The organism is Sutcliffiella sp. NC1, from assembly GCF_027594365.1.
GTDB lineage: Bacteria > Bacillota > Bacilli > Bacillales > Bacillaceae_I > Sutcliffiella > Sutcliffiella cohnii.
In genome coordinates this window covers 2,837,274-2,852,715 of sequence record NZ_CP115153.1, presented here as the reverse complement: position 1 = coordinate 2,852,715, position 15,442 = coordinate 2,837,274, and the positions used below count along the sequence as shown (strand labels likewise).

Here is a 15,442-nt window from a genome sequence, read left to right as displayed (position 1 = left end):
AAGTAGTGGGGAAAATCATCCAGCTCAACGAACAGTTATCAAATAAAATAGCAGCTGGAGAAGTAGTCGAACGTCCGGCCTCTGTTGTAAAGGAACTAGTAGAAAATGCAATTGATGCAAATTCAACCATTATTCAAATTGAATTAGAAGAAGCTGGACTAACGAAGATTCGCATATTAGATAATGGAGATGGAATGGAAGAGGACGATGTTGCTAAAGCATTTTATCGTCATGCTACTAGTAAAATAAAAGATGAAAATGATCTTTTTCGTATTAGAACACTAGGATTCCGTGGAGAAGCATTGCCAAGTATTGCTTCTGTTTCAATATTTGAGCTAACGACGAGCACTGGTGAAGAAGCTGGAACTTATGTGAAATTAAAAGGCGGTATAGTTGAACTTACCGAGCCTTCTAATGCTCGTAAAGGTACAGATATTACAGTATCTCACTTATTTTACAATACACCTGCTCGTTTAAAGTATATGAAAACAATAAATACAGAGCTCGGTAATATTACAGATATCGTGTACAGGTTGGCGTTGGCTCATCCGGAAATTGCATTTCGTTTGTCACATAATGGGAAAAAAATATTCTCCACGAACGGAAATGGACAAACATTGCATGTATTAGCTTCCATTTATGGAATGTCTATTGCGAAAAAAATGATTCCGATCGACATATCATCACTAGATTTTAAAGTTACTGGTTTTTTAGCGCTTCCTGAAATAACGAGAGCGTCTAAAAATTATATATCTACTATTATTAATGGTCGTTTTGTGAAAAATTTCGTCCTAAATCGTGCAATACAAGCTGGTTATCATACGTTACTTCCGATTGGTCGTCACCCAATTGTGTTTTTACAAATTGAAATGGATCCATTATTAGTGGATGTGAATGTACATCCTGCAAAACTAGAAGTGAGAATAAGTAAAGAGGATGAACTTTACGAACTTGTTGTTGAAGGTATTAAACGAACATTTCAATCAAAAGAGCTAATTCCAACTGTAACTCCTTCTAAATCTTTTAGTACTGTAAAAAGCGAAACAGAGCAACATTCCTTTAATTTTGATGCAGCACCAGCAGTAAAGAAGGAAATCCATTTAACATCACAAATTAAAGAAGATGGTAACGAGAACTTTTTGCCAGACTATGATCAACCTTCACAGTTTCATAGTGATAGCACGATTAAAGAAGAGATAAAATGGACAACAAATGAAGAAACGGATATTATAAACGAAATAGAAGTTGAAACATTTTCCGATGATAGACTTCCTGCTTATGTTCAAGAAGAGGAACGTTTAAGTAGAGTACCGACGATGTATCCAATTGGGCAAATGCACGGGACTTATATTATTGCTCAAAATGAAAAAGGGCTATATTTAATTGACCAGCACGCAGCTCAAGAACGTATTAATTATGAATACTTCTATGATAAATTAGGTGATGTTGACCGTTCTGTACAACATTTATTAGTACCGATAACGATTGAGTGTTCGCCTGAAGAATATATGTTTCTAGAAGATAATCTACACTTATTTTCCGAATGTGGTGTTTTCTTAGAGTCTTTTGGTCATCAAACATTTATTATTCGATCACATCCTGTTTGGTTTCCAAAGGGTGAGGAAAAAGAAATAATTGAAGATATGATGGAACAAATCTTAAAAACAAAAAAAATTAATGTGGCAAAACTTAGAGAAGAAGCAGCAATTATGATGAGCTGTAAAGCGGCAATTAAAGCAAACCATCATTTAAGGGAAGATGAAATATTTTCCTTGCTAGAAACATTAAGAAAAGTAAAGGATCCTTTTACTTGCCCGCATGGTAGACCAATTATTATACATTATAGTACGTATGAATTAGAAAAAATGTTTAAACGTGTAATGTAATATGACTTTATTCACACATAAATATCGAAATAGAAGATTAATAAAATGAGCTAAAAGAAAAAGATAATAAATAAGACAACCTATTTTGAAAAAAATAATAAATCAAGTAAAATATATATTAATAAAAGTGCTATAAAAGTATGTAATTATGGGAATAATAAGTTCTTGTTACAACTAATTATGCACTTTTTGTTTTACCATTATTAATGACGTATGTTTAAAGAGAGAAAAGAGTGATATATGGGAATGGGAGAAAAGGTAATTGTTATTATAGGACCAACCGCTGTAGGTAAAACAAAACTTAGTGTAGAACTAGCAAAAATCTTAAATGGTGAAATAATTAGTGGAGATTCGATGCAAATTTATAAAGGAATGGACATCGGTACCGCAAAAATAAAAGAGGAAGAGAAAGATGGCATAACACATCATTTAATTGATATTATCGAGCCTGATGAGTCATACTCTGTAGCCCAATTTCAAAAAAGTGTTAGAGAGTTAATATCTAAAATACACAAAAGAGGTAAAATGCCTATCATTGTAGGTGGTACAGGCCTCTACATACAATCAGTACTTTATGATTATCAGTTTTCCGAGAAGGGCCAAAATGAACAAATAAGAATAAAATTAGAACGTGAGGTTCAACAACTTGGGAATGACTACTTATATCAAAAACTCAAAGAAGTGGATCCAAAGAGTGCCGAACTAATACACCCTAACAATGTGAGGCGGGTTATTAGAGCGTTAGAAGTATACGAGAGTACAGGAATAAAATTTACTGAAGCTACTAATGAGCGTGAAGAGAAATTATTGTATGATGTCGCATTAATTGGTTTGACAATGGATAGAGATAAATTGTATGAACGGATTAATATGCGTGTCGATATAATGCTAGAAGAAGGCTTACTACAAGAAGTAAAGGGTTTATATAATATAGGTATTAACGATTGTCAATCAATCCAAGCGATTGGCTATAAAGAATTATATTCCTACCTTGATGGGAATATCTCTTTTGAGGAAGCTATTCAACAATTAAAACAAAATTCACGTCGCTATGCTAAACGACAATTAACATGGTTTAGAAATAAAATGGAAGTAACGTGGTTTGATATGACGGAACATAGTGTAGATGAAAAATTATCGGAAATTTTGACATTTGTGGCAGGAAAGCTGCAACTTGAAGCGAATATAAAGCATTATAGAGATTAGAGGAGGACAAAGATATGAAACAATCTATTAACATTCAGGATCAATTTTTAAATCAATTACGGAAAGATGGAACTAACGTTACCGTATTTTTATTAAATGGCTTTCAGTTACGTGGGCTAGTTAAAGGATTTGATAATTTCACAGTTTTACTGGAAACGGAAGGTAAGCAACAACTTATTTATAAACATGCTATTTCAACTTTTTCCCCACAAAAAAATGTTCAGTTTGATATGGAATAAAAACCAGCGACTTCGCTGGTTTTTTTATTTAGTTTGTTCATATATACAAGCTCCATCATCATATATATGTGAAATAGGTGAATCATTAAAATGACCAAAGTATTATTTCCAATATTTCTTGGGAAAGCGCATAATATGACAAGTGTGAGCAAATATTGTAGAAATGTCCGTTAATTGCGCGAAAATTCAGAAGTTATGACATTTAACTTCCTTTAAATGATATCATCAGTGCGAGGTGAACACTGTTGGATCCGTCAATGAGAACAGAGAACGGAAAGATAAATATAGTTTTAAATGGACAAAAAAAGCATTTAAAAGTAAAACACGTAAATCCTCCTATTGTAGAAAGAAAAGAACCAAGCTCTCAACATAAGGTGTTATTAGATATTGAAAAAGAGTTAGGTACACTAGTAGGCTTATCAGAAATGAAAAAAATCGTGCAAGAAATTTATGCGTGGATCTACGTAAATAAAAAAAGAGAAGAACAAGGTTTGAAAGCGGAGAAGCAAGTTTTGCATATGATGTTTAAAGGAAACCCAGGGACAGGCAAAACAACTGTTGCTCGATTAATTGGTAAACTATTTGTAGATATGAACGTCTTATCAAAAGGGCATTTGATTGAAGCAGAAAGAGCGGACCTTGTTGGAGAATATATCGGTCATACCGCTCAAAAAACGAGAGATTTAATAAAAAAAGCACTTGGTGGTATTTTGTTTGTTGACGAGGCATACTCACTAGCCCGAGGTGGAGAAAAAGACTTTGGTAAAGAAGCAATTGATACGATGGTAAAACATATGGAAGACAAACAGCATGAATTTATTTTAATTTTAGCTGGGTATAAAAATGAGATGGAAGAATTTTTACGAACTAATCCAGGCTTAGTTTCAAGGTTTCCGATAATAATTGATTTTCCTGATTATACAGTAGACGAATTAATGGAAATAACAATTCGTATGCTAAAGGAAAGAGAATATACATTGAGTAAAGAAGCGGAATGGAAATTAAGAAATCATTTAATCCAACTAAAAACAACCCTATTTCCTTCTGCATTTAGTAATGGTCGGTATGTTAGAAATATTATCGAAAAATCAATTAGGTCCCAAGCGATGAGGTTATTAAAAGAAGATATATTTCGCAGAGAAGACTTAATCACGCTCGAGAGTAAGGATATTGTAATAAATAGTTAAGTAAGCAAAAGAGCGTTAATCGGTTGAAATGAATTAACTGAACATAAAAACTATCCAACATCTATAATGGATAGTTTTTTGTTTACGACATATAGAATAATAGAATAATAACAAAATAGTTTGATCTATTAATAGCTACGTGCTTTAAGTGTTCGATTTGGTAATCTCCATTTATATGTGTATGACAACACTCTAAATGTAACGATGATTGCAAACAGGACGTATAACTGTATAGGTGACTTTGCAATTCCAAGCCCTATTGCCAGCCCAGCAAGTATAGCCCATGCTGCATAGATTTCAGATCTTAGTACGAGTGGTTTTCTTCCGGCTAAAACATCTCTAATAATTCCTCCACCACTACCAGTAAGTACTGCCGCAACAATTACCGCGCTTAGTGGATGGTTCATATTAGTGGCATACAATGCCCCTTGAATAGCGAATGCTGCTAATCCGATAGCATCTGTAAAGTTACCCCATTTTGTCCAATGTTTTAATACATTATTAGGGAAAAGGAACACTGCTGTCATGACAAATAAAGCAAGTTGGAATAATACACCTTGCTCCCATATTGCAGAAACAGGGACTCCTATTAACAAATTACGAACTACTCCGCCACCGAACGCTGTTACGATTCCTAATATATATACACCTAATATATCGTACTCTTCTTCCATTGCTACAATTGCCCCACTTATCGCAAATGCAATCGTACCAATAACATTAAATACTTCCCATGTCAAAATAACCACTCCGTTTAATCATTCAATAAAAAATATAAACATAACTGATTTTATAGTGGTTTATCAAATAAATCAATACATTTTTAGCACTTTAATGTATTAATGTTATACTTCAGTTTATAAAATGAATCTTCAATAAAAAGTTTGGTAAATGGAAAAAATGATATGAAGAAAGTAGTACTTTATTTACTTTTTTTGATATGATGTACGTATTGACTAAAAACGTAAAAGTAAAGGAGTTTACCGATTGAACGATATACATATTAATGATAAAGAAAGAGTTTTATTACTCGGTTGTCAGTTACCATATATAGATGATGAGCATTTTCAATATTCTATGGAGGAACTCTCTTCCTTGACGAAGACTGCAAATGGTGAAGTTGTCATGGTAGTAACACAGAAGCGAGATAAAGTACACTCCGCCACTTACATAGGGAAAGGGAAAGTAGAAGAATTAATTACATTGGAAGAAGAGTTAGAGTTTGACGTGATAATCGTCAACGATGAGCTTTCTCCAAGTCAAAACCGAAATTTATCTTCTATGTTGAATGCTCGTGTTATTGATCGAACTCAACTTATATTAGACATTTTCGCACAAAGAGCACGTTCTAAGGAAGGGAAGCTACAAGTTGAACTCGCCCAATTGCAATATTTACTACCAAGGTTAGGTGGAAAAGGGATTGAACTATCACGACTAGGTGGTGGGATCGGTACGAGAGGACCTGGTGAAACCAAATTAGAATCGGATCGCCGTCACATTAATAGAAGAATTGATGATATTAAAAGGCAATTGCAAAATATCGTAAAGCATCGTGGACAATACCGCGAAAGACGAAAAAGGAATCAAGTGTACCAAATTGCGCTCGTTGGTTATACGAATGCTGGTAAGTCCACCATTTTTAATCGATTGACAGAAGCCAATACATTTGAAGAAAACCTTTTATTTGCTACACTGGATCCGACGACTAGACAGTTAACACTCTCCAATGGATATCAAGCATTACTTACCGATACAGTAGGGTTTATACAAGATTTACCTACTTCATTAGTGGCTGCGTTTCGCTCGACATTAGAGGAAGTGGTGGAAGCTGATTTTATTCTACATGTTGTAGATAGTTCGGACCCGGATTATATGAATCATCAAAAAACAGTACATTCCTTATTAAATGAGCTTGGCGTTAAGGATGTACCATCGTTAACTGTTTATAATAAAAAGGATAGAATGCCGGATTCATTTATTCCTTCTACTAATGAAGAGAGTATAGTAATTAGTGCTCTAAATAAAGAAGATCAACTCCTGTTAGTTAGGAAGATTGAAGAAGTAATGAAACAGAAAATGGAACCATATAATATTTCTTTACCATCTGACTCAGGGAAGTTATTAGCAGAACTAAAAAAAGAAACGATACTTGAAAAAACGACGTTTAATGAAGAAAAAGAAGCTTATGAATGTAAAGGGTTCTATTTTAAGGATTCTCGACTTTCAGAGACAATAGAAAAACTATAGAAACATTAAAGGAGAAACATATGTTAGAAAATTTGCAACATGGGGATACGTTAAAACCGATTGTACAAAAAATTGAAAGAAAGATTCAAGATGTTTTAAAAGAAGCAGATCAAGTTAGTGAATCGAACCAATTTCGTGTTCTTCAAAGTTTCCAGCAACATAGAATTAGCGATGCCCACTTTATGCCAACTACTGGCTACGGTTACGATGATATGGGGCGAGATGCATTAGAAAAAGTATATGCGGATGTTTTGGGTGGAGAAAGTGCACTAGTTCGTCCTCAAATAATTTCTGGAACACATGCCATTTCCATTGCTCTATTTGGTATTTTGCGACCTGGGGATGAATTGTTATATATTACAGGAAAGCCTTATGACACGTTAGAAGAAATTGTAGGTATACGTGGTTCTGGAGTAGGTTCTTTGAAAGATTTCCATATTAATTATAAAGCGATTGAATTGAAAAATAATAAAAGTATTGATTGGGAAGCTGTCAGTAACGCAATTACACCGAAAACAAAAATGATTGGGATACAGCGTTCCAAAGGTTATGCTACCCGACCGTCGTATACGATTGAAGAAATTGAAGAAATGATAAACTTTGTTAAGGAAATTAAATCAGATGTTATCGTTTTTGTCGATAATTGCTATGGTGAATTTATTGAATTTAAGGAACCTTGTCATGTTGGTGCTGATTTAATGGCTGGTTCATTAATCAAAAATCCAGGTGGAGGATTGGCGAAAACAGGAGGTTACATTGTAGGGAAACAAGAACTAGTAGAAGCATGCTCATACAGAATGACTTCACCAGGGATTGGTGCAGAAGCTGGTGCCTCTCTATATTCTTTACAAGAAATGTATCAAGGCTTTTTCCTTGCGCCTCATGTTGTTGCACAAGCTTTAAAAGGAGCGGTATTTACCGCGGCATTTTTAGAGGAGTTAGGTATGAATACATCTCCAAGCTGGGATAGTAAAAGGACCGATTTAATACAATCTGTACAATTTGATGACCGAGATAAAATGGTAGCATTTTGCCAAGCAATCCAATTTGCGTCCCCGATTAATTCTCACGTAACTCCATATCCAAACTATATGCCTGGATACGAGGATGACGTTATAATGGCTGCCGGCACATTCGTCCAAGGGGCAAGCATTGAATTAACGGCAGACGGTCCGATTAGACCTCCATACGTTGCCTATGTTCAAGGTGGCTTAACGTATTCCCATGTAAAGATTGCTGTTTGTACTGCAATAGACACGTTACTAACAAAAAACTTAATAAAGATTTAACAAAAGACAGTCAATAGACTGTCTTTTGTTATGTAAAAATATTATTTTACTATTTAATAAAAACGATGTTAGAAAACCTAACATTTAGTTGACAGTTAATCTAACATCGTTTAAGATAAAAATATCTTAAAGAATATTTTTATTGGAGGGTTTGTAATGAGTGATCAGATGAGAAGGTCGATGCCATTGTTCCCAATGAGTATTGTAATGAAATTAACTGAACTATCAGCTCGACAAATCCGATATTATGAAGAACATGGATTAATTACACCTGAAAGATCAGAAGGAAACAGAAGATTATTTTCATTTAATGATGTGGATCGTTTGTTAGAGATTAAAAGTTTACTAGAGCAAAAAATAAACATTGCTGGAATTAAACAAATTATGCAACTAAAAGAACAAGCGGCGATCATGACCGTTAAAGAAAAAATGAAAACAAAAGAAAAACGAGATTTATCGAATGAGGAGTTACGAAAAGTACTTCGAGCCGAAATGTTACAAGCTGGTAGATTCAATAAAACTAGTTTAAACCAAGGAGACATGTCTCGATTTTTCCATTAATTAGTTAGCTTAAAAATTAATATAAAACACCAAGATTAAATCTGAGAGAAAAAATTAGGGAGGAAATAAAAATGGCAAAATACGTGAAAGAAGATATTGTGCGCATCGTACAGGAGGAAAATGTAAAATATATTCGTCTTCAATTTACAGATATTTTAGGCACAATTAAAAATGTGGAAATCCCTGTAAGTCAATTAGAAAAAGCGTTAGATAATAAAATGATGTTTGATGGGTCTTCTATCGAAGGATTTGTACGTATTGAAGAGTCTGATATGTATTTATTCCCTGACCTAAATACATTTGTAGTATTCCCTTGGACATCGGAAAAAGGGAAGGTTGCGAGATTCATCTGTGACGTTCATAAAGCAGACGGTACGCCATTTGAAGGTGATCCTAGAACGAACTTAAAGCGTATATTGAAAGAAATGGAAGATTTAGGATTCACAGATTTTAATCTTGGACCAGAACCGGAATTCTTCTTATTTAAGTTAGATGAAAAAGGAGAACCAACTTTAGAATTAAATGATAAAGGCGGTTACTTTGACTTAGCTCCAACAGACTTAGGGGAAAACTGTAGACGTGATATCGTATTAGAACTAGAGGAAATGGGCTTTGAAATTGAAGCATCTCATCATGAAGTAGCACCAGGACAACATGAAATTGATTTTAAATATGCTGATGCTCTTACAGCTTGTGACGAAATTCAAACGTTTAAACTTGTTGTAAAAACAATTGCGCGTAAACACGGTTTACATGCAACGTTTATGCCAAAACCTCTATTTGGGGTGAATGGATCTGGAATGCACTGTAACGTATCTTTATTTAAAAATGGAGTAAATGCGTTCTTTGATGAAAAAGCGGAACAACAACTTAGTGAAACGGCAAAACAATTTATTGCTGGAATCATCAAGCATGCGCCGCATTTTACAGCTGTTACAAACCCAACGGTAAACTCATATAAACGTTTAGTGCCAGGTTACGAGGCTCCTTGTTATGTAGCGTGGTCAGCGCAAAATCGTAGTCCTTTAGTTCGTATTCCTGCATCTCGTGGCATAAGTACACGTGTGGAAGTGCGTAGTGTAGACCCAGCGGCTAATCCATATTTAGCAATGGCTGTTCTATTAAAGGCAGGACTAGATGGTATCAAAAATGGTTTAACTCCACCTGCGCCAGTAGATCGTAACATTTATGTAATGAACAAAGAAGAGCGTTTGGCAGAAGGTATTGTAGATTTACCGGCAACATTAGCGCAAGCTCTTGAATTATTAAAAGAAAATGATGTTATTCAATCAGCATTAGGTGATCATTTATTGGAGCACTTTATTGAAGCTAAAGAGATTGAATGGGATATGTTTAGAAGTCAAGTTCACCCATGGGAACGTGACCAATATTTAACTCAATATTAATTAGTTTAACCCCTTGATACCTATGGTGTTGAGGGGTTTCTATTTTGTGTATTGAAAAAGTAGGTAAGTTTCTTTACCAAGTTTGTCGAATGCAGTATAATCAATCATATAAATAAGGGGGACAACTATAATGAAAATTATCAAAACATTGTCAATTGCATTATTTTTAAGTTTACTTATTACGGCATGTTCTAACGATAATGCAGATGTGGCGAACACAGAAGATGAACAGCAAAAGCAAGATCAACAAGTAGCTGATGAAGAAGAACAACAATGGCAATCTAAGCCTGGTGATGTAATGGATACAGAAGGTGGTAAATTTACACTTGTTGCTCGCAACTATAAAGTAGGTAATGTTGAGGTTGGACCGTTATCCTTTCACATCCCACAAGTAGCAACATTAAGCGGGGAACTTTATGACGATTTTAAAGAATTTGTTGGTGAAGATTATATTGAATATGTGCAAATAGATATGGAAGTAGTGAATTCCTCTGAACAAGATGTTGTTATTCAAGCAGGTGATATAAAAATAACAACGAGTAATGGAGAAAAAGTCTCACCTAGTGAAAAATTGAGTGTTATAATCGATAGTGAATTTGAAAAGAGTGAAACGAAGCAAGGGTCGTTATTCTTCTTATTAGAGACTGGAAACGTCGAAGAATTAGAATGGGTAGAAGTAAAGATTCCTGCTCCAACTGATGGTAGCGGAAATGAAATTGGTGAAGAGAAGTCTTTTAAAGTAGAACTATAATGAAGTATGAAAATCAGTGGGGTGAATATCCTGCTGATTTTTTAGTTTGTATTAGCTACTACAAAATGATGTCGAATTAGCTAATAAAGCAATATCTATGTAAATAAAATATGAGTTTGTCAAAAAAAGACAGTGATAAAAACTAATTGTTTTAGTCACTTAAGAGGGTTCAAAAAGTCGATTGCTATGACTTTTTGAACCCTTTTTTTAATGTATATTTCGATAAACGCCAATAACTTTACCTAGAATGGATACATTTCGCACTATAATAGGCTCTAGAGAGGAGTTCTCTGGTTGTAATCGAATATAATCCTTTTCTTTAAAGAATCGTTTCACAGTTGCTTCGTCGTCTTCTGTCATCGCTACAACAATATCTCCATTATTAGCTGATTGTTGTTGACGAACAATAACTAAGTCTCCATCCAAAATTCCAGCTTCAATCATACTGTCTCCCATAACTTCCAACATAAATACATGCTCGTCAGGAGCAACATATCGATCAGGTAGTGGAAAATAGTCATCGATATTTTCAATTGCTGTTATTGGTTGACCAGCAGTTACTTTACCGACAATCGGAACATTCACTGCATTTACTTTAGGAATTTGCTTGTCATCTAAACTAATCACTTCAATTGCTCTCGGTTTTGTTGGATCTCTTCTAATGTATCCTTTACTTTCGAGTCTAGCTAGGTGACCGTGAACAGTTGAACTGGATGCTAACCCAACAGCTTCTCCAATTTCACGTACAGAAGGTGGATAGCCTTTTGCTTGTACTTCTTGCTTAATGAAATTTAAAATATCTTCTTGTCTTTTAGATAGTTTCATTTCCCCGCACCTCTATATGTATTATTAAGAATATTATAGCATAATTACCTATAGTATACAAACATAAGTTCGAAAAATAGCAGAATATATGTTTGCATGATAGAATAATAATAAATTTATTTGAAATGGTGATAAGATGAAAGGCGTTATTTACTGTAGAGTAAGCACAAATAAGGAAACACAAGAAACTTCTCTTGCTAGACAGAAAGAGGAGTTAAAGTTATTAGCTCAAAACAACAATATAGAAGTAATATCTGTCATTGAGGAACAAGCTAGTGGTTATAGCTTAGAGAGAGAGGGAATATATAATCTAATGGATTTGTTAGCTACCGACCCATTTGATGTACTGTTAGTACAAGATGAAACGAGAATTGGGAGGGGACATGCCAAAATAGCTTTTTTCCATTTACTAAAAAAACATAATGTACTTATTTATTCTATAATCGACAACGGTAAATTAACTTTATCAGAATCAGATTCAATGGTTTTGCAAATTGTTTCTATTGTAGAAGAATACCAAAGAAAACTACATAATTTAAAAATAAAAAGAGGAATGAAAAAAGCAGTAGAAGAAGGATATAATCCGCTGAAAAACTTAAAAAATAATCATTTAAGTCCAGGGAGAGAAAGAAAAGAAGTTCCTGTAGAAGAAATAGTGCGATTACGTCATAACAAATTAACTTTCCAAGAAATCGCCGCTACTCTTAGAGGGCTTGGATTCGATATATCTAAAGCAACGGTTAATAGAAGATATAAAGAGTACATGTTGCAGAAAGAAGATAGTACTCTTGCTAACAAAAGTGAGCTCTAGTAAGATGGAAAAGTAGCAAATTAAGAACTGTTAACTGGGGTTAGAGACATTTAATAAACCCAAAACAAAAAGGAAAATTATTTAAACTATTACGTAAAAGATAAAAGGAGTTTTAATATGCTTTCACAAGATAAAATGAAAAGAATTAATCTACTTGCAAAAAAAGCAAAATCAGAAGGTTTAACAGAAGAAGAGGCTAAAGAACAAAAAGAATTAAGAGCGGAATATGTAAAAACGTTTCGATCTTCTATGGTAGATACATTGAAATCAGTAACAATCGTCGATCCAAACGGAAATGATGTAACCCCTCAAAAATTAAAGGATGAGCAAAATAAAAAATTTCATTAAACATCCGAGTGTATTTTGTACATACTATAAATAGCATGACTAAAGAAAAGAAGAAAGAAGGTATATACGAATGACTTTAAATGTAGATCAATTATCAATTGCAACGATCCGTACATTATCTATTGATGCAATTGAAAAAGCAAAGTCTGGTCACCCAGGAATGCCGATGGGAGCAGCGCCAATGGCTTATACGCTTTGGACTAGTTTTATGAACCATAATCCAAAAAATCCTACATGGTTTAATCGTGATCGTTTTGTTCTATCTGCTGGTCATGGTTCCATGCTATTGTATAGTTTATTACATTTATCAGGATATGACGTAACAATGGACGATTTAAAGCAATTTCGTCAGTGGGGTAGTAAGACTCCTGGTCATCCAGAATTTGGTCATACACCAGGAGTAGATGCGACTACTGGACCGCTCGGACAAGGAATTGCAATGGCAGTTGGTATGGCGATGGCCGAACGCCATTTAGCTCATACATATAATAAAGAAAACTTTGAGCTAATTAATCATTTTACATATAGTATATGTGGTGATGGTGATTTAATGGAAGGTGTATCCGGAGAAGCTGCTTCTTTAGCTGCACATTTAAAACTCGGTAGATTAGTTGTCCTATATGATTCGAATGATATTTCGTTAGATGGAGATTTGAATCGCTCCTTCTCAGAAAGTATAAAGGATCGTTTCAACGCATATGGATGGCAATATGTTCGTGTAGAAGATGGTAATGACCTAAACGAAATCTCTAATGCATTGAAGGAAGCCCAATCAGATCTTAACCGTCCTACATTAATAGAGGTGAAAACGACAATTGGTTACGGGTCTCCAAATATGTCCGGTACTTCTGATGTACACGGAAAGCCACTAGGTGAGGATGAAAGGAAGTTAACAAAAGAAGCTTATAAATGGACGTTTGAAAATGATTTCCACGTGCCTGAAGAAGTATATGAGCACTTCCGAGCTACTGTTGAAGAGAAAGGTAACCAACTTGAAAATGAATGGAATAACCTCTTTGCTCAATACAAGGAGAAATATCCGGAAATCGGTAAACAACTTCAAGGTGCGATAGAGGGTAAACTTCCGGAAGGATGGGACCAAGATATACCTGTATATGAAGAAGGGAAAAGTCTTGCTTCTCGAGCATCTTCGGGTGAAGTAATGAATGCGATAGCAAAGAATATGCCACAATTACTCGGAGGGTCAGCTGATTTAGCAGGATCTAACAATACGATGATTAAAGGCGAAAAAGATTATACACCAGAAGATTATAGCGGTAGAAACATTTGGTTTGGGGTTCGTGAGTTCGGAATGGGCGCTGCTATGAACGGAATTGCGCTTCATGGTGGATTAAGAATATTTGGTGGAACGTTCTTCGTTTTCTCCGATTATTTGCGTCCTGCCATTCGATTAGCAGCCCTTCAACAATTGCCTGTTACGTATGTGTTTACTCATGATAGTATAGCTGTTGGTGAAGATGGTCCAACGCATGAGCCAATTGAGCAACTACCTTCTTTACGCTGTATGCCTAATTTATCTGTCATTAGACCAGCTGACGGAAATGAAACCGCTGCTGCATGGAGAGTTGCGATGGAATCAACACAAACACCTACTGCATTAGTATTAACTCGCCAAAACTTACCGACTATAAAAGATACGGACAAAAATGCATATGAAGGTGTTTCAAAAGGTGCTTACGTGATTTCTCCTGCGCAGAAGGAAACTGCCGATGCGTTACTTCTTGCTACTGGTTCAGAAGTCGGTTTAGCAGTTCAAGCTCAAGAAGCATTACGCCAAGAAGGAATTGAAGTTTCAGTTATTAGTATGCCATCTTGGGATCGATTTGAAAAACAATCAAAAGAGTATAAGGAATCAGTAATACCTAAAAGTGTGAAAAAAAGGTTAGGAATTGAAATGGCAAATCCACTAGGTTGGGAGCGCTATGTAGGTGATGAAGGAGATATTGTAGCCATTCATACGTTTGGCGCATCAGCACCAGGAGAAAAAATAATGGAGGAATACGGCTTTACTGTTCCGAATGTAGTAACAAAAGTAAAACAATTATTGTCTTAACTTTGAAGGTAGCACACAAAAGTGCTACCTTTTTTGTAACTTTTATATTGTTTCGACAAAAATAGTTCTTTCATGCTCCACTAATAGACAAACATTTTTTCTACTATTTTCTATACTTATAATAGAGTGAAATAGAAATAGGAGTGGGCCAAATGAGACAATATACCATTTATTTAATGAAAGAAGAGATTGTGGAATATTACGTTGGACAAGAGTATAAGCTATTTCAACTTTTTCAAGAATATGAGCAAAGCAAAAACTTGCAACCAATAATAAAAAAACAAATCGAATATATAACTTTACCAATCCAAGAATACTCATTATCCCAATTATTGAAACAAACGTTAAGTAAGCGGAAAGACTATGCTTTTAAAGGACATGAGCATACAATATGGATCCCTAAAGTTAAATCAAGCGCAAAATTATCTTTATACGAAAATTATATTGAATTATCCGCAACGGGCTCCTTTGAAGCAGAATCCATTTTATTTGAAGTGATTCGTAAAGATGCCCCATACTATTTAGCGATTGATATAAAGGCGGAGCGTTACGGTTGGCTTCAACCAATTAAACAAAGAAATTTTGTATAAAAGATTATACTATCAATCGCAT

The 15,442-nt window shown here is 34.7% G+C and carries 15 protein-coding genes; 13 read left to right on the top strand and 2 right to left on the bottom strand.

All coding sequences use genetic code 11. The features are described from left to right. Nucleotides 1–5: 5 nt before the first annotated feature. From mutL to spoVK, 4 genes are all read left to right on the top strand, one after another. A complete protein-coding gene (gene mutL / locus O1A01_RS14925; RefSeq protein ID WP_270064438.1) occupies nucleotides 6–1,886 on the top strand; it encodes a DNA mismatch repair endonuclease MutL in 1,881 nt (626 codons plus the stop codon). A gap of 246 nt (nucleotides 1,887–2,132) precedes the next feature. Beyond that, on the top strand, nucleotides 2,133–3,092 hold the full coding sequence (gene miaA, locus O1A01_RS14920) for a tRNA (adenosine(37)-N6)-dimethylallyltransferase MiaA (RefSeq protein WP_270066420.1): 960 nt from the start codon (nucleotides 2,133–2,135) through the stop codon (nucleotides 3,090–3,092). A gap of 14 nt (nucleotides 3,093–3,106) precedes the next feature. Further along, complete coding sequence (gene hfq, locus O1A01_RS14915) at nucleotides 3,107–3,331, top strand: RNA chaperone Hfq (protein ID WP_066416541.1); 225 nt, start codon at nucleotides 3,107–3,109, stop codon at nucleotides 3,329–3,331. Nucleotides 3,332–3,588: 257 nt separating this feature from the next. After that, complete coding sequence (spoVK, locus tag O1A01_RS14910) at nucleotides 3,589–4,518, top strand: stage V sporulation protein K (RefSeq protein WP_235858135.1); 930 nt, start codon at nucleotides 3,589–3,591, stop codon at nucleotides 4,516–4,518. 128 nt (nucleotides 4,519–4,646) lie between these two features. Here the strand turns inward: spoVK and O1A01_RS14905 are convergent, their stop codons facing one another. Then, entirely contained in the window at nucleotides 4,647–5,258 is a 612-nt protein-coding gene (locus O1A01_RS14905) for a trimeric intracellular cation channel family protein (RefSeq protein WP_066416543.1), read from the bottom strand. Nucleotides 5,259–5,520: 262 nt separating this feature from the next. Here O1A01_RS14905 and hflX point away from each other — a divergent pair, with 262 nt between their 5' ends. From hflX to O1A01_RS14880, 5 genes are all read left to right on the top strand, one after another. Further along, the gene (gene hflX, locus O1A01_RS14900) at nucleotides 5,521–6,765 is read left to right on the top strand and encodes a GTPase HflX (RefSeq protein ID WP_270066419.1); all 1,245 of its coding nucleotides are present in this window, start codon (nucleotides 5,521–5,523) and stop codon (nucleotides 6,763–6,765) included. A gap of 20 nt (nucleotides 6,766–6,785) precedes the next feature. Continuing rightward, nucleotides 6,786–8,054, top strand: coding sequence for a methionine gamma-lyase family protein (locus O1A01_RS14895; RefSeq protein WP_270064437.1), 1,269 nt, complete (start codon nucleotides 6,786–6,788; stop codon nucleotides 8,052–8,054). A gap of 156 nt (nucleotides 8,055–8,210) precedes the next feature. Further along, the gene (locus O1A01_RS14890) at nucleotides 8,211–8,615 is read left to right on the top strand and encodes a MerR family transcriptional regulator (RefSeq protein WP_066416547.1); all 405 of its coding nucleotides are present in this window, start codon (nucleotides 8,211–8,213) and stop codon (nucleotides 8,613–8,615) included. Between the two features lie 71 nt (nucleotides 8,616–8,686). Next, a complete protein-coding gene (gene glnA / locus O1A01_RS14885) occupies nucleotides 8,687–10,021 on the top strand; it encodes a type I glutamate--ammonia ligase (RefSeq protein WP_270064436.1) in 1,335 nt (444 codons plus the stop codon). Nucleotides 10,022–10,151: 130 nt separating this feature from the next. Then, complete coding sequence (locus O1A01_RS14880; RefSeq protein ID WP_270064435.1) at nucleotides 10,152–10,772, top strand: hypothetical protein; 621 nt, start codon at nucleotides 10,152–10,154, stop codon at nucleotides 10,770–10,772. 207 nt (nucleotides 10,773–10,979) lie between these two features. On the opposite strand, the gene lexA is transcribed toward O1A01_RS14880, so the two are convergent. Further along, on the bottom strand, nucleotides 10,980–11,597 hold the full coding sequence (lexA, locus tag O1A01_RS14875; protein ID WP_270064434.1) for a transcriptional repressor LexA: 618 nt from the start codon (nucleotides 11,595–11,597) through the stop codon (nucleotides 10,980–10,982). Between the two features lie 136 nt (nucleotides 11,598–11,733). Between lexA and O1A01_RS14870 the strand changes: the two genes are divergently transcribed. From O1A01_RS14870 to sirA, 4 genes are all read left to right on the top strand, one after another. Further along, nucleotides 11,734–12,408, top strand: a complete 675-nt coding sequence (locus O1A01_RS14870) for a YneB family resolvase-like protein (RefSeq protein ID WP_270064433.1) — start codon at nucleotides 11,734–11,736, stop codon at nucleotides 12,406–12,408. Between the two features lie 117 nt (nucleotides 12,409–12,525). Beyond that, entirely contained in the window at nucleotides 12,526–12,756 is a 231-nt protein-coding gene (locus O1A01_RS14865) for a DUF896 domain-containing protein (protein WP_066416558.1), read from the top strand. Between the two features lie 70 nt (nucleotides 12,757–12,826). Next, nucleotides 12,827–14,830: a transketolase gene (gene tkt, locus O1A01_RS14860; protein WP_066416561.1), complete on the top strand. Its 2,004-nt coding sequence runs from the start codon at nucleotides 12,827–12,829 to the stop codon at nucleotides 14,828–14,830. A 152-nt stretch (nucleotides 14,831–14,982) separates the two neighbouring features. Beyond that, complete coding sequence (gene sirA / locus O1A01_RS14855; protein WP_066416563.1) at nucleotides 14,983–15,420, top strand: sporulation inhibitor of replication protein SirA; 438 nt, start codon at nucleotides 14,983–14,985, stop codon at nucleotides 15,418–15,420. The last annotated feature ends 22 nt before the right edge of the window (nucleotides 15,421–15,442 follow it).